The organism is Mycobacterium sp. SMC-4 (genome assembly GCF_050205565.1).
Lineage (GTDB): Bacteria > Actinomycetota > Actinomycetes > Mycobacteriales > Mycobacteriaceae > Mycobacterium.
In genome coordinates this window covers 126,384-146,401 of the sequence record NZ_JBNMQU010000002.1, presented here as the reverse complement: position 1 = coordinate 146,401, position 20,018 = coordinate 126,384, and the positions used below count along the sequence as shown (strand labels likewise).

Genomic DNA, 20,018 nt, shown 5'->3' with positions numbered 1-20,018 from the left:
GGGGTCAGGCCTGGAACCGCTTGCGTCGCCACATCGTTCCGAGGGCCAGCAGGACGAGACTGACCACCAGGATCGCCGTGGCCAGCACGTTGATCTGCGGAGGTACCGCCGCCTTCACCGCCGCGTTGACGTAGAGCGGATAGGTCACCGACGAGCCGCTGACGAAGTAGGTGATGATGAAGTCGTCGAGGGACAGCGCGAAGGACAGCATCGCCGCCGCGACGATTCCCGGCACGATCAGCGGCAAGGTCACCTTGAAGAACGTGCGCGCCGGGCCGGCACCAAGATCCAGAGAGGCATCCTCGAGGGTCCAGTCGAAACCGCGGACCCGGGCGCGCACGGTCATCGCGATGAAGCTCACCTCGAATGCGATGTGCGCCAACAAGATCGTGGTGTAGCCGGCCGGCCAGCCGAAGTCCAGGAACAGCGTCAGCAGCGCAGCACCCATCACCACTTCGGGAGCCGTCAGCGGCAGGATCAGGAAGGTGTCGACCGCGCGTCGTCCGCGCCACCGCTGGCGCACCAAGGCGATCGCGACCAACGTGCCCAGCACCAGCGCGACGGCCGTGGAGACAGCGGCCACGTTGAGGCTCAGCTGCAGGGCTTCGGTCAGTGCCGGGTACTTGAACGGGTCCGCCCAGTTGTCCAGGGTGAAGCCCTGCCAGGTGTAGTTGAATTTGCCCGCCGGCTTGTTGAACGAGAACAGCACGATGACGAAGATCGGCAGGAACAGGTACAGCAGGACCAGTGCGGCAACGATCCACAGCAGCACATCTCCCCAATTGCGTCGCGCGCGGACCTTTTTGGGGCTGCCGGTCTCGGAGCCGGCCGTGGTTGCGATGGCCGCGCCGGCCTGGGTGGTCATACCAGGTCCTCCGTGCCGAGCGCCCGCGTGTAGAGCAGGACGCCGGCCAGGATCGTCAACATCAACACCAAGCTCAGCGCTGCCGCGGCGGGGTAGTCCTTGACCACCAGGAACTGCTTCTGGATGACATTACCGATCATCGTGGTCTGGGTGCTGCCCAGATAGTCGGCGTTGATGAAGTCGCCGACGGCCGGGATGAACACCAGCAGACTGCCCGCCAGCACGCCGGGCATCGACAGCGGCAGGATCACCTTGCCGAAAGCCCGAGGGGTCGAGGAGTACAGATCCTTCGACGCTTCGATCAGTCGCGGGTCGATCTTCTCCAAAGCGACGTACAACGGCAGGATCATGAAGATGATCCAGTTGTAGGTCAGACCGCCGATCACCGCCCAACTCGTCGACAACAATCGGCCCTCGTCGGGAAGGAGCCCGATCGTGCCCAGGGCGCTGACCAGCCACCCTTCGTCGGCGAGGATGGTCTTCCAGGCGATCGTGCGGATCAGGAACGTCACGAAGAACGGCAGGATGACCAGACCGAGGATCAGGTTCTTGTAGCGGCCGGCCTTGAACGCGATGACGTACGCCAGCGGGAACGCCAGCAGCAGGCACAGCACCGTCGCGACGAAGGCATACCCGAACGAACGGAAGATCTGGTCGCGGTAGGCACTGAACACGTCGACGTAGTTGCCGAAGTCCCACGCGAACGTCAACGTCGGCATGAACACCGACCCGCCCGCTTCGGACAGTGACGTCCGCGCGAGCGTGAAGAACGGCACGACGAAGAACACCGTCAGGTAAACCAGGGCGGGCAGCACCATCAGGTACGGAGCGATCCTGCTCCGCTGGCGACTGCTGCTGGCGACACCGGCCATCTCTGCTCCTCAGCCGCCGGTGACGGCGGCGTACGCGGTGTTGTACTCCTGCGTCTGCTCGTCAGTCAGTGCCGCCCAGCTCTTCGACCGGCCCAACACGTCGGCGGGCGGGTTGATCAGCGGGTTGGTCGCCGCAGCCGGATCGACCTTCTGGAGTTCCTCGGTCATCTCCGACAGCACCGGGACGAACTGGGTGTAGGCCACGAGTTGGGCATAGTTGGCGCGGTCGTAGACGTAGTCGATCCACGCTTCGGCAGCCTTCTGGTTCTGCGTGGTGTACGGGATCACCATGGTGTCGAGGAACAGGGTGCCGCCGGAGTCGGGCACGATGAACTGCAGGTCCGGGTTGTCGGCCTGCAGCTGCACCACGTCACCCGAATAGGCTTGCGCGACAGCGATGTTGCCGGCGGCCAGATCGTCGGCGTAGTCGTTGCCGGTGAACCGGCGGATCTGGCCGCGGTCGTTCTGTTCGCGGACCAGGTCGACTGCCTGCTGAACTGTCTCGCTGGTCGGGTTCTCCGGCGAGTTGCCTTGGGAGAGCATGATCATGCCGAGGCCGTCCTGGGCGTCGGACAGCAGGCTGACGCGGCCTTTGAAGGCCGGATCCCACAGGTCGTCGATGCTGGTGATGTCGCGGCCGGTCGCGGACCGGTTGTAGGCCAGGCCGACGAGCCCTGACATGTAGGGGGCGCTGAACTTGCGGCCCGGGTCCACGTTCGCGTTGAGCAGGTCCGGGCGCAGATTCTTCTTGTTGGGGATGGCCGCGTCGGTGAGCTCGTTGAGCCAGCCGAGTTGGTGCAGCCGCACCGCCATGAACTCGGTGGGCACCACGAGGTCGGCGCCGATGTCCTGCTTGCGCGACAGTGGCTCTTTGACCTTCGCGAACCACTGTTCGTTGTCGTTGAAGTCTTCCTTGTAGTCGACCGTGATGCCCGACGCGGTCTGGAAGCCCGCCACGAAACCGTCGGCCATGTACAGCGGCCAGTTCGACACGCGGAGGGCGCCGCTGGCGGGGCCGCCGTCCTCGGTGGTTGATCCCGATGTCCCGCTGTCGGATCCGCACGCCGCCAACAGTGACGACCCCAGGGTCAGGCCGGCAGCCGCCGCGACGCTGCCGCCCAGAAAGCGGCGGCGGGAGGTCCGGTTGGCGGTGAGGCGGGCCAGCAGGCGGGGATCGATCTCACGTGACATGGCGGATGTGCCTTTCGTCGGCTCCAGGGAGGGGGATGGGGTCGGCATCAGGGGCGAGACGGTCAAGCGTCGTCGAGCATCTCCTCGAGATCCTCGGTGGTGGGGATGTCGGCGCCGGGAAGCACCAGAGACGCGTCGGGAGCCCAGCTGGCGTACACCTCGTCACCGGGCCGCAGCAGCGGCAGATCCTGCTCCGGGCCGACGTGGGCGATCACCGTCGAGTCGTCGGGCGCAGCCAGCGACAGGCGGACGACCGGGCCCTGGAAGGTCAGGTCGGTCACCGTGGCGCGAACCCCGGCACGGTCGGCTCCGGGCGCGTCCATCGAGACCTGCACCCGCTCCGGGCGCACCATCAGTGTGGCGTGCCCGCCCTGCTCGATGGTGGTGTCTCCGGGGCGCGCTTTCAGCGTCGCGCCGAGGACGTCCACCTCGACGAAATCCCGGTTGGCGCGCCCGGTTTGACGGCCTGCCCACAGGTTGGCCTGCCCGATGAAGCTGGCCACGAACACGGTTGCGGGCCGGTCGTAGATCTCGGTCGGCGTGCCTATCTGTTCGACGTTGCCGGCGTTCATGACCGCGATGCGGTCACTCATCGTCAGCGCTTCTTCCTGGTCGTGGGTGACGTAGATGAAGGTGATGCCGATTTCCCGCTGGATACGTTTGAGCTCGAACTGCATCAGGTGGCGCAGTTTGAGGTCGAGCGCGCCCAGCGGCTCGTCGAGCAGCAGCGCGCTCGGGTAGTTGACCAGGGCGCGGGCCAGGGCGACGCGCTGTTGCTGACCGCCCGACAGTTGAGCCGGCTTGCGTTCGGCGAAGTCGGTGAGCCGCACGATCTCGAGCAGTTCGTCGACGCGTTTTCGGATCGTGCCGGCGTCGAGTTTGGCCGATTTCCTGCGACTGCGCGGGCCGTAGGCGACGTTGTCCCACACCGTCATGTGCGGAAACAGCGCATAGTGCTGGAAGACGGTGTTGACGTTGCGCTTGTTCGGAGGCGTCTTCGACACATCGACGCCTTCGAGGCGGATGGCGCCTTCTGTCGGCGTCTCGAATCCGGCGATCATGCGCAACGTCGTGGTCTTGCCGCAGCCCGACGGTCCCAACATCGAGAAGAATTCCCCGGCCCCGATCGAGAAGTCGGCGTCCGCGACGGCGACGTAGTCGCCGAAGCGTTTGGTGACGTGGTCGATCTCGATGACCGGACCACCCGCGTCACGGGTGGTCTGCGATCCCGCCGTGTGGTCTACAGCGGTGGTGCGTGTGCCGGTCAGGGCGGGTCCTCCTCGCGTGCAGCCATCGTGGCTGTGGATAAACCTTCGCGGATCACGCCGGCTCACGCAAGCGATTCCGTGACGAATTTACATTTCCACAATGGAATCCTTCGTTGATTGTGCGCGATTACGCGCGATCGCGCGCGTCGGTCGGCCCGCCGGCGATTGGTGATCCGAGCGAAGTCAAGTTTCGCAGGCCGGCGACCTGCTGCGCGGCCGTTTACCGCATCGAGCTGTGGGGGTAGTGCACCCTCTATGGCCACAGTTGATGTTTCGGTGTCGTCGTCTCTCAGCCCCGAGCGCGCATGGGCGCTGGCGTCGGATTTGAAGAGGTTCGACGAGTGGCTGACGATCTTCGGTGGGTGGAAGAGCAAGGTGCCCGACGAGATCGACGTCGACACCCAGGTGTCGTCGCTGATCAAGGTCAAAGGATTCCGCAACGTCATCAACTGGCGCGTCACCCGCTACGACGAGCCCAAGGAGATCGAACTGGTCGGCACGGGGCGCGGCGGCGTCTGCATCGCATTGACCATGCAGGTCGAACCCTCGGGGGAGCAGGGGTCGGCATTCCGGGTGATCGCCGAGCTCACCGGCGGGCTGTTGTCGACCCCGGTGGGCGGGGTGGTGGCGCGGGTGATCCGTGGGGACGTGGACCGCTCGGTGCGCAATCTGGCGTCGCTGCACTGAGTAGGGCGGCGCGACTCAGCCCCATTCGTGGTTCATCGCCTGGGTTTCGTAGCGTGCCTCTTCGGACGGAGACCGCTGGTCGTTCGGCCGTGGTTTGGATGCCGCGATCAGCCCGATGACGAAGACGGCGGTGACCGCGCCGAGGCCGAAGATCAGCACGAAGCTGCTCTGCGCAGGCGTTCCGGCAGCGGTCGTGCGGCCCAGCAGCAGAGCGACCACCGCTGCGGCAGTGGAGCTGCCGACGGTGCGGGCGATCGCGTTCATACCGGTGGCGACCCCTGTTTCACCGGCCTCGCTGTCGGCGACCACCAGCGCGGGTAGGGCCCCGTAGCCCAGACTGATGTAGGCGTTCGCCAGCACGTTGGCCAGGATCACCTGCCACGGCGAGGCGTGCACGAACGCGATCAGCAAGAAACCGGCCAGGCCGGCGAATGCGGCGACGATCAGCACCGGGCGGGCGCCGAAGCGGTCGATGAAGCGACCGCTGATCAACGCGATCAGGAATCCGGCGAGCGCCCCGGGAAGCAGGTAGATGACGCTGGCCTGCAATACCGACGCGCCGAATCCGTAGCCGGCGATGTCGGGCGACATCTGCACGAACTGGGTCAGGCCCAGGAACGCGAAGTACAACCCCATTCCGACGAAGACGGTCGCGAGATTGGTGAACAGCATGGCGCGTCGGGACAGCATGCGGGTCGACACCAACGGTCGTGTGCACCGCTTCTCCCAGTGCCACCAGGCGACCAGCACTGCCAGGCCACCGACGAGGCTGCCCAGCGTGCGCGGCGAATCCCAGCCCCACGTGGTGCCCTGGCTCACCGCGAGCAGCACGGCTGACAACCCGACCGCCAAACCGAGCGCACCCAACCAGTCGATGGAGCCGCGTGTGGTGCGAGCACGATTGGGCACGATGAAGATCACGATCGCGATCACGACGACGGTGAAGGCGGTCGTCAGCCAGAACACCCGGTGATAGTCGGCTCCATCGGCCATCAGCAGTCCGACGACCACCAGACCGGTGCCGCCGCCGAATCCGAGGGTGCCGGACAGGACCGCCATGGCCGACACGATCCGGTCAGAGCTCAGCTCTTCGCGCAGGATCGCGATGCTGATCGGGTACAGCGCGAACGATGCGGCCTGCAGCACTCGGGCGATGATCAGCAGCGGAAGTGAGGTCGTGGTGGCGGCCAGCACCGAACCGATGAGCACCACGACCAGCACGACGAGCAGCACCCATTTCTTGCGGTACAGGTCGGCCAGCCGTCCGATCAGCGGCGTCGCGGCGGCGGCCGCCAGCAGGTTCGCCGTCACCGCCCAGCTCACCGCGACCATCGACGTACCGATCTGATCGGCGATCACCCCGAGCACGGGGACCACCGCGGTCTGCAGCACCGCGACCGTCAGCACGACCAGGCTGAGTCCGATGACCAGCACGCGTCCGCCACGACCCACCCCTGAGGTGGGGGCTTCGTCGATGCGAGTGGTCGTGGTGTCGCGCACTACCACTCCGATCGTTAGCTTGTCTTGGCGTTCTGCCCGATTATGCGTCCGGAAAGTCCAGCCTCGGAAATCGCGAGGTGAGCGGACCGCTCATCCGGGGTATGGCACCGGGGTGCGCGGATACGCCCGCGCACTCGAGACAGGACGGGAAAGGACTCTGCATGCGCTCGTCGACTCTGGCCAAAACCGGCATCGCTGCCGTGGCTACCGCGGTGGTGGGCGGACTGGCCAGCAAGGACACGCAGTCACTCTGGTACGCCCGGCTGCGCAAGCCCGGCTTCCAACCGCCGCGGCAGGCGTTCCCGATCGTGTGGCCCATCCTCTACACCGACATCGCTGCCGTGTCGGCCTCCACGATCGACACCTTCGAAGAGCGCGGCGAAACCGAGAAGGCGACCGCATACAAGCGCGCCCTGGCGGCCAACCTGGTGCTCAACGCCAGCTGGTCCTGGCTGTTCTTCAACCGGCGCCGGCTGGCGACCTCGGCGGTGGCCGCCGCGGCGCTGACGGCCAGCAGCACCGACCTGGCGCGGCGTGCGGCAGCCGCCAACCCGGTCGCCGGCGCCGTGCTGGGGCCCTACCCGTTGTGGTGCGCGTTCGCGACCGCGCTGTCCACGCGCATCTGGCAGCTCAACCGCTGACCGACTCCGAATCGGCGGTGTGCGACCCTTCCTGTGATCAGGAAGGGACACAGATGAAGACAGCGGTGGTGACCGGCGGCAGCTCGGGCATCGGACGCGCGGTCGCCGAACGGCTTCGCGCCGACGGGCACCGCGTCGCCACGATCGACCTTTCCCCGGCACCCGACGAGTTCGGACAGATCGCCGACGTGACGCGGCGCGATCAGCTCGACGAGGCTCTCGACGCGATCCGTGCGCGGTTCGGACCGGTCGAAATCCTCGTCAACGCCGCCGGACTGGACGGCTTCAAAGCTTTCGGCGACATCACCTTCGACGAATGGCGACGGGTGGTCGACGTCAACCTCAACGGTGTGTTCCACACCGTCCAGGCGGTGCTGCCCGACATGATCGAGGCCGGATGGGGGCGCATCGTGAACATCTCCTCGTCGAGCACGCATTCCGGCGTGCCCTACATGTCGCACTATGTGGCGGCCAAGTCGGCGGTCAACGGGCTGACGAAGTCGCTGGCGCTGGAATACGGTCCGGCCGGGATCACCGTCAACGCCGTCCCGCCCGGCTTCATCGACACGCCGATGCTGCGCAACGCCGAGGGACGGGGCCTGCTCCGTGACATCCAGGCCACCATCGACGCGACACCGGTCCGTCGGATGGGCCGCCCCGAAGACATCGCCGCCGCGTGCGCGTTCCTGGTCTCCGAGGATGCCGGGTACATCACCGGCCAGATCCTCGGGGTCAACGGCGGACGGAACACCTGACGTGGACAACGCCGCCCATTTCACTCTCGCCGACGACGGGTTCCAGCCGACGTCCTACGCCCAGAGTCACTGGGGCGCCGACCATCTCAACGGGCCCGCAGTGGTTGGATTGGCTGCACGCGCCCTCGAGCGCGAGTGTGAGGACCCGGACTTTCCGCCCACCCGGCTGACGGTGGACCTGTTGCGTGCAGCGCGCAACGCGCACACCACCGCCGAGGTCACGGTCGTGCGCGATGGGCGACGCATCCGCAGCGCGCAGTGCGACGTCGTGCAGCGCGGGACGCTGGTGGCCCGTGCCACCCTGGTGCGGTACCGGCGTTCGACAGCGCCGCCGGGCGCACTGTGGACCAACGCGCAGAGCTTCCCGACACCGCCCGAGCCGGACGGCACGATCCTGCCGTATGTCGGAAGTGATGAGGTCGGGTGGACGCGCTCGCCGGGTGAACATCAGAACGACTCCCGGAAGCGGTTCTTCAATGACAGCATCGATGTCGTTGCCGGCGAAACGAATTCAGCGTTCGTGCGGGCGGCGATGGTGGCCGAGGCGACCAGTCTGGTGACCAACCTGGGCACCGGGGGAGTGGGTTACATCAACGGTGATCTGACCGTCGCGTTCTCACGCCTGCCGGTCGACCAGTGGATCGGAATCCAGGCCGACAGCCACCACGCCGCCGACGGGATTGCCGTCGGCACGGCAACGTTGTTCGACCGACTCGGAGCATTCGGTTCGGGGATGACCACCGCGATCGCCAACCCGGCCGCGCAGATCGACTTCTCGGCCCGCAACTTCGCACCAGGGGCCATCAACTACGAGTAGCAGCGCGCGGCAGGCGCACCGGCGTCCCCGCTGGTAGGTTTTGGCCGGACCTACCGAGGAGTTCGCATTGCCCACTGTGCTGACCGACGACGGTGTCGAGATTTTTTACAAGGACTGGGGGACCGGTCGGCCGCTGGTGTTCAGTCACGGTTGGCCGTTGTCGTCTGACGACTGGGACGCCCAACTCATGTTCTTCCTCGAGCGTGGTTACCGCGTGGTGGCCCACGATCGGCGTGGCCACGGCCGCTCCGAGCAGGTGGCTGTCGGACACGACATGGACCACTACGCCGATGACTTACTCGCCGTCGTCGAGCACCTCGATCTGCGGGATGCCGTGCATATCGGGCATTCCACCGGTGGCGGTGAAGTGGTGCGTTACCTGGCACGCCATGGTGAGTCACGCGCCAGCAAGGCCGTGCTGATCGCGGCGGTTCCGCCGCTGATGGTGCAGACCGATGCGAACCCCGGCGGCACTCCGAAAGCGGTGTTCGACGACTTCCAGCACCAGGTGGCCACCAACCGTGCGGCGTTCTACCGTGCGGTTCCGGAGGGGCCGTTCTACGGGTTCAACCGCGACGGTGTGCAGCCGGTCGAAGGAGTGATCGCAAACTGGTGGCGCCAGGGCATGGCGGGCGGCGCCAAGGCGCATTACGACGGGATCGTGGCCTTCTCGCAGACCGATTTCACCGAAGATCTGAAGAAGATTCAGTTGCCGGTCCTGGTGATGCACGGCGACGACGACCAGGTGGTGCCCTACCCTGTGTCCGGCCCGTTGTCCGCGGAGTTGCTGCCCAACGGAATCCTGAAGACCTACAACGGTTTTCCGCACGGCATGCCGACCACGCACGCCGACATCATCAATACCGATCTGCTCGACTTCATCGAGTCAAAGACATTGCCATAGCGACGTTTACACAGTGAAGGTAGCGCCCCGCTGATCGGCCGGCTCGCTTAATGTGCACCCATGGCAAGCCTGAGAGCACATTCCCTCGAGCCGACGGGTCTGTTCCTGTTCCGTGCGGTGTTCGGGTTCCTGTTCGCGTTGCACGGCACCGTCAAACTGTTCGGATGGCCGGCCGGCGGGGGGTCAACCGCCGAGTTCGGTGCCTGGCCGTCCTGGTGGGCGGGTCTGATCACCCTGGTCACCGGCCTGCTCGTGATGTCCGGAATCTTCACGCGCGCTGCAGCTTTCGTGGCATCAGGCACCATGGCGGTCGCCTACTTCTGGCGCCACCAACCTGACGGCCTGTTGCCCATTCAGAACGACGGCGAGACGGCCGCGCTGTACTGCTTCGCGTTTCTGCTGCTCGTGTTCACCGGTGCGGGCGCATGGTCGCTCGACGCCCTCCGTTCGCGGCGAACAGTTACAGAACCGGCGTCGGGCCCAGCCGCGCCCGTTCCGGTCAACTAGCTCCCAGCATGCATGTATCGATGCGCAGTGCCGCCGTGCGCGCGAACATCAGTAGTACGTCCTGGTCGTCGTCCCGGTAGGCGTCGCTGTCGGTCGAGTAGACGAGGACGGTTCCGAGCAGCCGATCCGGGGTGCGCAGCGCGGTGGCCATGATCGAGCGCACGCCGAGTTCCAGAGCGCACGTCGCCCACAGCGAGGGTTGCGACCGCGAGAGGTCCGCAGCGACCACTTGATCGTTCAACCATGCCGTGGTGCAAGGGTTTTCGCGATATGAGTCATAGAGGGCATTGAGGCGCTCGGCGACGGGGTCGGTGGCGGCAGAGGTGATGCGGCGGCCATCGACGGTCAGTAGGTTGACACCGCAGCCGGTTGATCGCGGCGTGTTCGACAGGCCGTCCCGGGCGACGTCGCGAAGGACTGTCGTCACCGCGGCGACGGGTGGAGGGATCTGCCGGACGGGGGTGAAGGTCAGGTTCATCGGTCTCGTCTCGTCGAAGTTCTGGGGCGCGGCGGCGATACCCTGCCGCGGGTCGCTCAAACACTTTCCGGCGTGAGCAGAAAACTCGAACCATTCCGGTTTAGCCCTCGCTGTCTGGGTACTTCGGACTTGCCGGCGCGCTGAGCAGATGCCGCCGGTTGTAGCCGGCCTGTCCGTTCTCGAGCCTGCGATGTGGAGATTTCATGTTCCGTCATACCGATTACATGCAATTCGATGTGAAGCCTGAAAAGCCCGACCCGGTATATGCCCGCAAGCTCCAGGAGCTGCTCGGTGGGGCCTTCGGCGAGATGACCGTCACGATGCAGTACCTGATGCAGGGCTGGAACTGTCGGATGAAAGGCAAATACAAAGACCTGATCATGGACGTGGCCACCGAGGAGATCGGCCATGTCGAGATGATCGCGACGATGATCGCCCGGCTGCTGGAAGGCGCGCCGGCCACCAACGCCACCGAGAACGCACTCGGCGACCCTGTGGTCGCGGCGGTCATGGGCGGCATGGACCCCCAGCAGGCCATCGTCTCCGGCGGTGCGCCGACGCTGTCGGACAGCCAGGGCGCACCGTGGAACGGCAAGTATGTGGTTGCCTCCGGCAACCTGCTGGCCGACTTCTACGCCAATGTCGCGGCCGAAGCGCAGGGTCGCGTGCAGACCGCGCGGCTGTGGCACATGACCGATGACCCCGGTGTGAAGGCGATGCTCAAGTTCAACCTCGCCCGCGACACCTACCACCAGAACATGTGGCTGGCAGCGATCGAGGAACTGCAGTCCGACGGCTTGGAGGGCGTCGTGGCACCCAACGATCTGTTCGACGAGGAGTTCGACGAGCACGCCAGCACGCTGTGGCATCTGTCCGACGGTGCCGACGCCGACAAGGGGCGGTGGGCGCACGGTCCGCTCAAGGACGGCCGGCACACCGGCAAGTTCCTGGCCGACCCGCAGCCGCTGGGTGACCTGCAGTCGGGGCCGCCGCCGGACCCCAAGCTGTACGTGACCTACGACGGCAAGATGGGCGAGCCCCGCCCGCCGGCGTTCGGCACCGAGAAGGGTGTGATGGGCAAGCTCAAGGACGCCATCGACCCCGACAAAACCTGACCAACCACCACGAAGGGGCGGGACGTCGGCTGGGGGCGGCACGGTGTCCCGCTCCGTGGTGGATGACGCACGAACACACCAGGGAGAGCTGCAGTGAAGGCGATGACGTACCGCGGCCCGTACAGGATCCGGGTCGAAGAGAAGGACATTCCCAAGATCGAGCATCCCAACGACGCGGTAGTCCGAGTGCAGCGGGCGGCGATCTGCGGCTCGGATCTGCATCTGTACCACGGGATGATGCCCGACACCCGGGTCGGGCACACCTTCGGCCACGAGTTCATCGGCGTGGTCCACGAGGTCGGTCCATCGGTACAGAATCTCGCGCCGGGCGACCGAGTCATGGTGCCCTTCAACATTTTCTGTGGATCGTGCTACTTCTGTGCGCGAGGGCTGTACTCCAATTGCCACAACGTCAACCCCAACGCGACCGCGGTCGGCGGCATCTACGGGTACTCACACACCTGCGGCGGCTACGACGGCGGACAGGCCGAGTTCGTGCGGGTGCCGTTCGCTGACGTCGGCCCCGTGCCGATTCCCGACTGGCTCGGCGACGATGATGCGCTGATGCTCACCGACGCGCTGCCCACCGGGTATTTCGGTGCACAGCTCGGCGACATCGTCGAAGGCGACACCGTCATCGTGTTCGGCGCCGGACCGGTCGGTCTCTTCGCCGCGAAGTCGGCCTGGTTGATGGGCGCCGGCCGGGTGATCGTGATCGATCACCTCGATTTCCGCCTGGAGAAAGCGGCGTCGTTCGCCCATGCCGAGACCTACAACTTCGTCGAGTGCGACGACATCGTGGTGGAGATGAAGAAGGCGACCGGCCATCTGGGTGCCGATGTGGTGATCGACGCGGTCGGCGCGGAAGCCGACGGCAACCTTCTCATGCACGTCACGTCCGCCAAGCTCAAGCTGCAGGGCGGCTCGCCGATTGCCTTGAACTGGGCGATCGATTCGGCGCGCAAAGGGGGCACGGTCTCGGTGGTCGGGGCCTACGGTCCGATGTTCAGCGCCGTCAAGTTCGGTGATGCCCTGAACAAGGGGTTGACCATCAACATGAACCAGTGTCCGGTCAAACGTCAATGGCCCAGACTGCTCACACACATCCAGAACGGCTATCTGACACCCAGCGACATTGTCACCCACCACATTGCGCTCGACGAGATCGCCGAGGGCTATCACATGTTCTCGGCCAAGCTCGACGACTGCATCAAGCCGGTCGTCGTCGTCGACCCGAATTGAGAGGAACGGGAGAAGTTCTCATGAGCACGCCCTCGGCCAACCTTCCTGCCTACACGGCCATGCGCCCCCCGGTGCCCGACAGCGCGCAATTGCGCGCGACCATCCCCGGGTGGGGTGCAGATCTCGACGTCAACGACCGTCCGTCGGTTCCGAAGCTCCGGCAGGACCTGGATTCCGGGGCGCACTGGGATTTCCCGGAGCGCCAGCCCGAAATGCAGCCACGTGAGCGGTCCGTCGAACATCGTTTTCTCACACCGGTATTCGGCACCGCTCAACCGCTGCGCGGGTTGTCGGGACTGCTCCGTCGACTGGCCTATCGCCGGTTCAGTGAGGGGCGTGCCGCCCACTGGCTGATTCTGTTGTACGCCGATCGGGTCGACGTCGCCGAGCAACGGGTAGTCGCCCTGGTGAAGGGCCGGCCGGACAACCCGATCTCGGAGATGGGGCTGAAGGCCGAACTCAGCCGGGGCGGCGTGCGCTCACGGATGGGGCGGGGACGCACCGACGTCAAGCACACATGGATGGATCCGGTGATCGTCTTCGCACCGTGGGTGCTGCTGGCGGGTGTCGCCCTCGGGGTCGGGCGCATCCGTCGCCGATGAACGCGATCAGGCCGTCGTCTCGTCGTCCTCACCCTCGGCCTGATCGGGCTGGTCGGTGCCCGAGGTCTTCATCTCGGGATCGGCATCGGGATCTTGATCGGGATGGCTCATGGTTCACCTTTCGTCGAGTCAGCCGGGTACCCGCAGTGGCCTCGGTTACGCCCGGGTTTCAGTCCCGCCCGCGACGGCTATCGCTTCCTACTGAGACCGCCCCCTGAGCTCGTCGCAAAGAAGGAGAGAACATCATGAGCACCGATGATGCCAGCGGCACCACTGCCAACGACCTGGGCGGCGCCGAGGACATGCTGAGCCCCATGGAATCGACCGATTCCGACGACATGAGGAACGCCGACGGCGACGAGGTCGTCGACCCGCCCGAAGGTTGGACCGGCGCAGACAAGTACGGCATGTCCTCGGAGGAGGAACGTCAGGGCGAAACGCTCGACCAACGCCTCGCCGAGGAGGAGCCCGACGTCACCGCCGAGTCCGTCGACCCCCGCGACGGCGCGGACGCCCCCGTCGATTCCGACGTGGCGATCGCCGGTTCCGACACGCCCCCCGAAGATCCTGGTGAACACCACGGTCAGGTCGGCGGCACACCCGAGGACGGCGAATCCTTCTACCAGGTAGTCGAATAGCAGAAAGCAGGCGATGGCATGACAGATCCGCAAGAACTGCCGATTCCGGACTATGACCAGCTCTCGATCGGCAATCTGCAGCACCGGATCCGGTCGTTGACCGAGGAACAGTTGACCACCGTGCTCACGCACGAAGCGGGGCACGCGGCACGCGTCCCGGTGCTCGAGATCCTCGAGGCGCGACTGCGTGAACTGGAGGGCGGTGCCGAACCGTCCGGTGGGGACCCACGGCGCGCGCCGGGGGTGCAGTCCACACCCGGTGGGTCACCGGTGCAGGAATCGACTGCCGCGCAGGCCAACACCCCGTTGCGCCACGGCGTGGCCAACCAGACGCCGAACCGGGGCCTGCCCTGAGCGGGATCAGACCGGGGCGTCGGGGCGGCGCTCGGCCATCGCCGCCAGACGCCAGGTGGTTTCGCGGTTGCGGGGGAACGCCACAGCCAACGACGCGGACCGCGGTAGCCAACTCATCGGCGGCGTGATCGGGATCTCCGACATCTCGATGCGGCAGCCACCGTCGGGGAGGTCGTGCAGCCGTAGGGTGATGCGGGCTTTCCCGAACGGTCTGCCGTTGGCGATCAGGACGAGTTCGCTTCCAGGAGTGCAAGACTCGACAAGCGTGCTGTCGTTGATCACCGCCGGCCACACCCCGATGGAGTGGTGGATGGTGCTGCCGGGGTTCGGCCACTCGGGGTCGACGGCGCGCATCCGGCTGTTTCCGACCACCCACTGTGAGTAGGTCCAGCCGTCGGCGATCACGTCCCAGACCCGCTGGCGGGGTGCGGACGTGTCGCGCTCCACGACCAGTGAGCTGTGGATTTCCTCGGGTTCAGTCGTCATCGACAGTCCCCTTACCCGCGGTGGTGGAGGCCGAAACCTGTCAGAGGCGGCCGACGCGCCGCAGCCCTTCGACGGTGTCGGCGATGGTCTCGGCCGGGTCGCGCTGCGTGATTCCGAGGTCGCGCCGGCTCGGCGAGTCGTCGGAGGCAGGCATCTGCGTGTAGTACTGCATCGCGGCGGAGTCGATGGGGGTGTCGAACGGCAGATGGCCGCCGATGACGTCCATCAACCGACCGGCGCTGCGCAGTGCGACATCGGGCACCGGGATGGGCCACAGGGTGTGGCCGGCGGCCGCGCCGATGGTTCTGGCCAGCTCGTCGACCGAAACCCGTTGTCCGCCGGCCATGTACCGACGCGGGCCGCGGCCGGGTTCGAGCAGGGCGACGTGCAGCTCGGCCAGGTCGCGGACGTCGATGACGATCCACGCGGCACTGCGCCCGGGGACGCCGCGCATCTTCACCGACGCCTCGACCCCTTCGGCGGCCTCGCCGAACTGTTCGCCGGCGGGCGGGCCGAGGACCATGCCGGGGTAGGTGATCGTCACCGGGGCGCCGGCGTCCTGCAGGCCGCGCGCATACGCCTCGACAGCGGCCTTGGACCGTCCGTACCCGTCGCTGCCGCCGACAACCGGCAGGTCGGCGTGCAGTGTCTCGAGGTCGGGACGGAACAGCGCGGTGAAACTCGAGACGTGCACGATCGGGTCCAGTCCGGCCGCCACCGCGCCGCCCAGGACGTTGCGCGCCCCCTCGAGATTCGTGTACAGCATCTCATCGGCCCGGGCGGGGTCTGTGGAAACCATTGCCGCACAATGGATGACAGCTTCACAGCCGTCGAGTGCGGTCTTCGTCGACGACGCATCGGCAATGTCGCCGATCACGTGGTCACTGATGTCGACGCCGAGGTCTCCTGCGCTGGCCTCCAGGCGTCCGGCGTTGCGCACCAGGAACCGGACGTGGTGCCCGGCGTCCTGTGCGGCCTTGGCGGTCCATGCGCCGACGAATCCTGTGCCCCCGGTGATCAGTACTTTCACGGTCGCTCCATACCCCGTTTCGCTGCGCCTCACCCCGCCGCGTGGTGATGCTGGATCTGGATCAGGTTCCCGCAGGTGTCGTCGAGCACCGCCGTGGTCACCGGGCCCATCTCGGTCGGCGGCTGGGTGAACTGCACGCCCATTGCCTGCAGTCGCCGGTACTCGGCGGCGACGTCGTCGACCATGAACGCGGTGTACGGGATGCCGTCGGCGACCAACGCGTCCTTGAACGCGCGGGCGGCGGGATGTTCGTCGGGTTCCAGGACCAGTTCGGTGCCGTCCGGGGCGTCGGGGGACACCACGGTGATCCACCGGTGCTGCCCCATCGGGACGTCGTATTTCAGCGTGAACCCCAGCACCTCGGTGTAGAAGGCGAGGGCTTTGTCCTGGTCGTCGACGAGGATGCTGGTGAGGCCGATTCTCATGTCGGTGTCTCCGGATCGTGAGGAAGGAGCCATCGCTGCACGATCTGCTCCAAGGGTGCGGTGTTGAGGTGATGGAATTTGTAGCGGCCGGAGCGCCGGGTCTCGATGAGGCCGGCGTCGGCAAGCACGTCGAGATGCTGGGAGATCGCCTGCCGCGATGACCCCAGGCCGTGCTTGGTCGACAGACGGGTGCAGATCTCGAACAGGGTCTGCCCGTCGCGTTCGCTCAGCTCGTCGAGGATGGTGCGCCGGGTGGGATCCGCCAGCGCCTTGTAGACGTCACCCACTCCGGAAACTATAGGCAAGTAGCTACTTGCCTGTCTATGTGTTGACGGGCGTCAAATTTTTCTCCGATCGCGCTCGGGCGGGGACGGCGTTGCTATACGTTGGCCGGGTGTCTTCTTCTCTACGTCCCCATCTCATCGAGCGTGTCGACGATCTGAGCGCGCAGTGGCTCAGCGCAGTGATCGGTCAGGGCACAGTGTCGGACTACACCGTCGATCGCATCGGCACCGGCCAGATGAGTGAGTGCTACCGGGTGGCGCTGCGTTATGCCGAGGGCGAGAGCGGTCCGCAGTCGGTGGTGCTGAAGATCGCCGCGGCCGACGGCGCCAGCCGCCAGACCGGTGCATCGATGGGACTCTACGAACGCGAAGTCCGCTTCTACACCGACATCGCCCCGGGCCTCGACGGCCCCGTGGCGCACTGCTACCACGCCGCCTATGACGCCGACAGCGCCGCGTTCGACCTGGTGCTCTCCGATGCCGCCCCGGCCGTGGCCGGAGACGAAATCCGTGGCGCCAGCCCGGATCAGGCGCGCCTGGCCTTGACCCAGCTGGGCGTCATCCACGGCCGGCTGCTGGGCAACGACTCGTTGGAGGGGGCCGACTGGATCAACCGCGAGTCGCCGGTCAACCAGGATCTGATCAGCGCGCTCTACGCCGGGTTCATCGACCGATACCAGGACAGGGTCGCCCCCGAGCACCGCACGGTGTGTGAGCGCTTCATCGAGGTGTTCGACGCGTACATGGCCGCGCAGGACGAGGCCGACGCTCCCCGGGGACTGATCCACGGCGACTTCCGTCTGGACAACATGTTGTTCGGCACCGACGGGTCCGACCAGCCGCTGACCGTGCTGGACTGGCAGACCGTCACGTGGGGGCCGGCCTTCAGCGACGTCGCGTACTTCCTCGGCTGCGCTCTGCGCGTCGAAGATCGCCGCGAGCAGTACGAATCCCTGCTCGCGGCCTACCACCAGGCGTTGGGGCCCGATTCCGGCGTCACGCTCGACGATGTCCGCGAGGGGGTGCGACGCCAGACGTTCTTCGGTGTCGTGATGTCGATCGTGTCGTCGATGCTCGTCGAGCGCACCGACCGCGGCGACGACATGTTCATGGCGATGCTGGAACGTCATTGCCAGCAGGTGCTCGACACCGACGCACTGGCGATCCTGCCGCAACCGTCGACTCCCGAGCCGCTGCAGCCGACCGCGCAGGACGAGGGACGCCACGAGCCGTCCGACGAGGCGTTGTGGAGCGAGAGCTGGTATTTCGATTTCGTCGACGCCGCCCAGAACCTCGGCGGCTGGATCCGCCTCGGCTTGATCCCGAATCAAGGGCACGCATGGATCAACGCGCTGCTGTGCGGCCCGGACATGCCGACTGTCGCGCTTCTGGACTTCGAGGCGCCCCTGCCTGCCGACCACACCCGCACGCGCACCGACGATCTCGAGGTGACGTTCGAGGTGGCAGAGCCGCTGCAGACGTTCCGGGTCACCGTCACCGGGCGCGGACAGGCGTTCGACGATCCTGCCGACTTGCTGCGCGGGGGAGCGGGGCGTCCCGTGGAGGCGACGATGGATCTGACGTGGCACACCGTCGGCACGCCCTATCAGTACCGCGTATCGCCGCGCTACGAAATCGCCTGCAACGTCTCGGGTTTCGTCGCTGTGGACGGAAAACGGTTCGACATCAGCGACGTCGTCGGGCAGCGGGACCACTCCTGGGCGGCACGCGACTGGTGGTCGATGGACTGGGTGTGGAGTGCACTGCACCTCGACGACGGCACCCGCGAGCACGGGGTCGAGATCCAGATTCCGGGCATTCCCGCGCTGGCCGTCGGCTATCTGCAGTCTGCGGGCCAACCGCTCGTGGAGCTGCAGAAGGTCACACCGCAGTCCACGTTCGACGGAGAGCTTCCTCAGCGTGCGCAATTAACCTGTTCCCCGGGCGATTTCACCGCCACGTTCGAAGTCCGCGGCCATGCGCCGGTGCTGTTGACCTCACCCGACGGTCGGCTCAGCCGGTTCCCGCGGGCATGGGGCACGGTGACCACCGCCGACGGCCGCACCGGAGTCGGCTGGATGGAGTGGAACCGCAGCCAGGGGGTCTAGCTCTCCGGCGGCGGTGGCGTGCCGCGGCCCGCCAGCCGCCCCAACGTGGACATCCCCGGCATCGACGTCGCAGCCTTGAAGACCTCGTTGCCGGTGGCGACGAGCGCCTCCAGCTGCGGCAGCAGCGCATCCATGGTGCGGACCATCGGATCGGCCAGGGCGAAGTAGCGTTCGGCCCGGTCGATCGCCGCGTTGAGGCGTTCGGTGGCCGTCGCGAGATTCTCGATCAAATCAGGCAACTCGGCGGCCAGCTGCATCGACGCCGGAGGGATGCGCATCGCGGTGTTGGCCGCCGATTGTGCCGCCTCGACGGCCGCCTGCGCCGCGGCGGTGATGTCTTTGGGGTTGGGGATCTTCTGGTTGGCCATATCCGCACGATGCCTCACCGGTGGGCGGTTCGGGTGGATTGCGGGGAAGTCGCGCGGTCAGCGGCCCCGCCATTGCGGTTCGCGCTTCTCCTGCCACGCCCGAATCCCCTCACCGACATCCTCGGTCGTCCCGACGACCTTGCGCATCGTCTCCCCGAATCGGACCGATTCGATCCAGCCCATGTCCGCGGTCCGCCACGCGACCTCCTTGGTCGCGCGTTGGGCCAGGGGAGCGGCTTTGGTGAGCGTCGTGGCCCACTGCCACGCGGCGGCCTGCAGGTCGTCGGGCTCGACGAGCTTCCACACCAGGCCCACCTCCTTGGCGCGTTCGGCGCTCATCGGTTTGCCGGTCAGCAGCAGCTCCATCGCGTTGGCCCACCCGACACGGTGGGGCAGGCGGATCGCGCCGACGATCGTCGGCGTGCCCAGCGTCACCTCCGGAAACGAGAACGTCGCCTCGGTACTGGCGATCACGAAGTCACAGAACAACACCCCGGTCAGTCCATAGCCGATGCACGGGCCCTGCACGGCCGCGATGGTCGGCTTGAACAACTCCATGCCGCTTTCGAAGCTGTTGATGGTCGGCTTCTCCCAGAAGGTCCCGCCGAACGTGCCGACGACGCCTTCGCCGTCGCGCAGGTCGCCACCGGCGCAGAACACGCTGCCGTTGGCCGTCAGGATGCCGACCCACGCGTCCTCGTCGTCCCGGAAGCGCTCCCAAGCAGCGTTCAATTCCTGCCGCACGGCACCGTTGATGGCGTTGCGAGCCTCCGGGCGATTGAGGGTGATCGTGGCGATGTGCTCTTTGCACTCATAGTTCACGAGGCTCATGGCTGCACTGTAGTGAGGGGCAGCGCGCATAATGACGCCCTGGGGGCCGA

The 20,018-nt window shown here is 66.4% G+C and carries 24 protein-coding genes; 12 read left to right on the top strand and 12 right to left on the bottom strand.

Annotated elements, in window-relative coordinates:
- Positions 1–4: 4 nt before the first annotated feature.
- From ACQI46_RS05430 to ACQI46_RS05415, 4 genes are all read right to left on the bottom strand, one after another.
- Complete coding sequence (locus tag ACQI46_RS05430; RefSeq protein ID WP_427092953.1) at positions 5–865, bottom strand: ABC transporter permease; 861 nt, start codon at positions 863–865, stop codon at positions 5–7.
- Positions 862–1,737: an ABC transporter permease gene (locus tag ACQI46_RS05425; RefSeq protein ID WP_427092952.1), complete on the bottom strand. Its 876-nt coding sequence runs from the start codon at positions 1,735–1,737 to the stop codon at positions 862–864. Before ACQI46_RS05425 ends, ACQI46_RS05430 begins: the two co-directional genes overlap by 4 nt.
- Positions 1,738–1,746: 9 nt before the next feature.
- On the bottom strand, positions 1,747–2,928 hold the full coding sequence (locus ACQI46_RS05420; protein ID WP_427092951.1) for an extracellular solute-binding protein: 1,182 nt from the start codon (positions 2,926–2,928) through the stop codon (positions 1,747–1,749).
- Positions 2,929–2,990: 62 nt separating this feature from the next.
- Positions 2,991–4,031, bottom strand: a complete 1,041-nt coding sequence (locus tag ACQI46_RS05415; RefSeq protein WP_427093191.1) for an ABC transporter ATP-binding protein — start codon at positions 4,029–4,031, stop codon at positions 2,991–2,993.
- Between the two features lie 420 nt (positions 4,032–4,451).
- Between ACQI46_RS05415 and ACQI46_RS05410 the strand changes: the two genes are divergently transcribed.
- Positions 4,452–4,883 carry a type II toxin-antitoxin system Rv0910 family toxin gene (locus ACQI46_RS05410; RefSeq protein ID WP_427092950.1) on the top strand — a complete coding sequence of 144 codons (432 nt, stop codon included), beginning with the start codon at positions 4,452–4,454 and terminating at the stop codon, positions 4,881–4,883.
- Between the two features lie 15 nt (positions 4,884–4,898).
- Here the strand turns inward: ACQI46_RS05410 and ACQI46_RS05405 are convergent, their stop codons facing one another.
- Entirely contained in the window at positions 4,899–6,359 is a 1,461-nt protein-coding gene (locus ACQI46_RS05405; protein WP_427093190.1) for an MFS transporter, read from the bottom strand.
- A gap of 185 nt (positions 6,360–6,544) precedes the next feature.
- On the opposite strand from ACQI46_RS05405, the gene ACQI46_RS05400 reads away from it, so the two are divergent.
- The 5 genes from ACQI46_RS05400 (at position 6,545) to ACQI46_RS05380 (ending at position 10,007) form a co-directional block, all read left to right on the top strand.
- Entirely contained in the window at positions 6,545–7,024 is a 480-nt protein-coding gene (locus ACQI46_RS05400; protein WP_427092949.1) for a TspO/MBR family protein, read from the top strand.
- A gap of 53 nt (positions 7,025–7,077) precedes the next feature.
- Complete coding sequence (locus ACQI46_RS05395; protein ID WP_427092948.1) at positions 7,078–7,779, top strand: SDR family NAD(P)-dependent oxidoreductase; 702 nt, start codon at positions 7,078–7,080, stop codon at positions 7,777–7,779.
- Positions 7,724–8,596 carry a thioesterase family protein gene (locus tag ACQI46_RS05390; protein WP_427092947.1) on the top strand — a complete coding sequence of 291 codons (873 nt, stop codon included), beginning with the start codon at positions 7,724–7,726 and terminating at the stop codon, positions 8,594–8,596. Before ACQI46_RS05395 ends, ACQI46_RS05390 begins: the two co-directional genes overlap by 56 nt.
- A gap of 67 nt (positions 8,597–8,663) precedes the next feature.
- Positions 8,664–9,500, top strand: coding sequence for an alpha/beta fold hydrolase (locus tag ACQI46_RS05385; protein WP_427092946.1), 837 nt, complete (start codon positions 8,664–8,666; stop codon positions 9,498–9,500).
- Positions 9,501–9,560: 60 nt separating this feature from the next.
- The gene (locus ACQI46_RS05380) at positions 9,561–10,007 is read left to right on the top strand and encodes a DoxX family protein (protein ID WP_427092945.1); all 447 of its coding nucleotides are present in this window, start codon (positions 9,561–9,563) and stop codon (positions 10,005–10,007) included.
- Here the strand turns inward: ACQI46_RS05380 and ACQI46_RS05375 are convergent.
- Positions 10,000–10,545, bottom strand: coding sequence for a GAF domain-containing protein (locus ACQI46_RS05375; RefSeq protein ID WP_427092944.1), 546 nt, complete (start codon positions 10,543–10,545; stop codon positions 10,000–10,002). The two genes, ACQI46_RS05380 and ACQI46_RS05375, sit on opposite strands and share 8 nt — an antisense overlap.
- Positions 10,546–10,688: 143 nt before the next feature.
- Here ACQI46_RS05375 and ACQI46_RS05370 point away from each other — a divergent pair, with 143 nt between their 5' ends.
- The 5 genes from ACQI46_RS05370 (at position 10,689) to ACQI46_RS05350 (ending at position 14,436) form a co-directional block, all read left to right on the top strand.
- Positions 10,689–11,600, top strand: coding sequence for a manganese catalase family protein (locus ACQI46_RS05370; RefSeq protein ID WP_427092943.1), 912 nt, complete (start codon positions 10,689–10,691; stop codon positions 11,598–11,600).
- A 93-nt stretch (positions 11,601–11,693) separates the two neighbouring features.
- Positions 11,694–12,842, top strand: a complete 1,149-nt coding sequence (locus ACQI46_RS05365) for a zinc-dependent alcohol dehydrogenase (RefSeq protein WP_427092942.1) — start codon at positions 11,694–11,696, stop codon at positions 12,840–12,842.
- Positions 12,843–12,862: 20 nt separating this feature from the next.
- Positions 12,863–13,444: a hypothetical protein gene (locus ACQI46_RS05360; protein ID WP_427092941.1), complete on the top strand. Its 582-nt coding sequence runs from the start codon at positions 12,863–12,865 to the stop codon at positions 13,442–13,444.
- 245 nt (positions 13,445–13,689) lie between these two features.
- Positions 13,690–14,082 (top strand): hypothetical protein, encoded by a 393-nt coding sequence (locus ACQI46_RS05355; protein WP_427092940.1) that lies wholly within the window; start codon positions 13,690–13,692, stop codon positions 14,080–14,082.
- An 18-nt stretch (positions 14,083–14,100) separates the two neighbouring features.
- Positions 14,101–14,436: a hypothetical protein gene (locus ACQI46_RS05350; protein ID WP_427092939.1), complete on the top strand. Its 336-nt coding sequence runs from the start codon at positions 14,101–14,103 to the stop codon at positions 14,434–14,436.
- Between the two features lie 6 nt (positions 14,437–14,442).
- On the opposite strand, the gene ACQI46_RS05345 is transcribed toward ACQI46_RS05350, so the two are convergent.
- The 4 genes from ACQI46_RS05345 to ACQI46_RS05330 are packed head-to-tail and all read right to left on the bottom strand — an operon-like array spanning position 14,443 to position 16,664.
- Positions 14,443–14,922, bottom strand: coding sequence for an SRPBCC family protein (locus tag ACQI46_RS05345; RefSeq protein WP_427092938.1), 480 nt, complete (start codon positions 14,920–14,922; stop codon positions 14,443–14,445).
- Positions 14,923–14,962: 40 nt separating this feature from the next.
- Positions 14,963–15,952, bottom strand: coding sequence for an NAD-dependent epimerase/dehydratase family protein (locus tag ACQI46_RS05340; RefSeq protein WP_427092937.1), 990 nt, complete (start codon positions 15,950–15,952; stop codon positions 14,963–14,965).
- 29 nt (positions 15,953–15,981) lie between these two features.
- On the bottom strand, positions 15,982–16,377 hold the full coding sequence (locus ACQI46_RS05335) for a VOC family protein (RefSeq protein ID WP_427092936.1): 396 nt from the start codon (positions 16,375–16,377) through the stop codon (positions 15,982–15,984).
- A complete protein-coding gene (locus ACQI46_RS05330; protein ID WP_427092935.1) occupies positions 16,374–16,664 on the bottom strand; it encodes an ArsR/SmtB family transcription factor in 291 nt (96 codons plus the stop codon). Before ACQI46_RS05330 ends, ACQI46_RS05335 begins: the two co-directional genes overlap by 4 nt.
- Before the next feature lie 107 nt (positions 16,665–16,771).
- On the opposite strand from ACQI46_RS05330, the gene ACQI46_RS05325 reads away from it, so the two are divergent.
- Positions 16,772–18,769, top strand: coding sequence for a phosphotransferase (locus ACQI46_RS05325; RefSeq protein WP_427092934.1), 1,998 nt, complete (start codon positions 16,772–16,774; stop codon positions 18,767–18,769).
- Here the strand turns inward: ACQI46_RS05325 and ACQI46_RS05320 are convergent.
- Complete coding sequence (locus ACQI46_RS05320) at positions 18,766–19,137, bottom strand: hypothetical protein (protein ID WP_427092933.1); 372 nt, start codon at positions 19,135–19,137, stop codon at positions 18,766–18,768. The genes ACQI46_RS05325 and ACQI46_RS05320 overlap by 4 nt on opposite strands.
- Before the next feature lie 57 nt (positions 19,138–19,194).
- Complete coding sequence (locus ACQI46_RS05315; protein WP_427092932.1) at positions 19,195–19,968, bottom strand: enoyl-CoA hydratase/isomerase family protein; 774 nt, start codon at positions 19,966–19,968, stop codon at positions 19,195–19,197.
- Between the last annotated feature and the right edge of the window lie 50 nt (positions 19,969–20,018).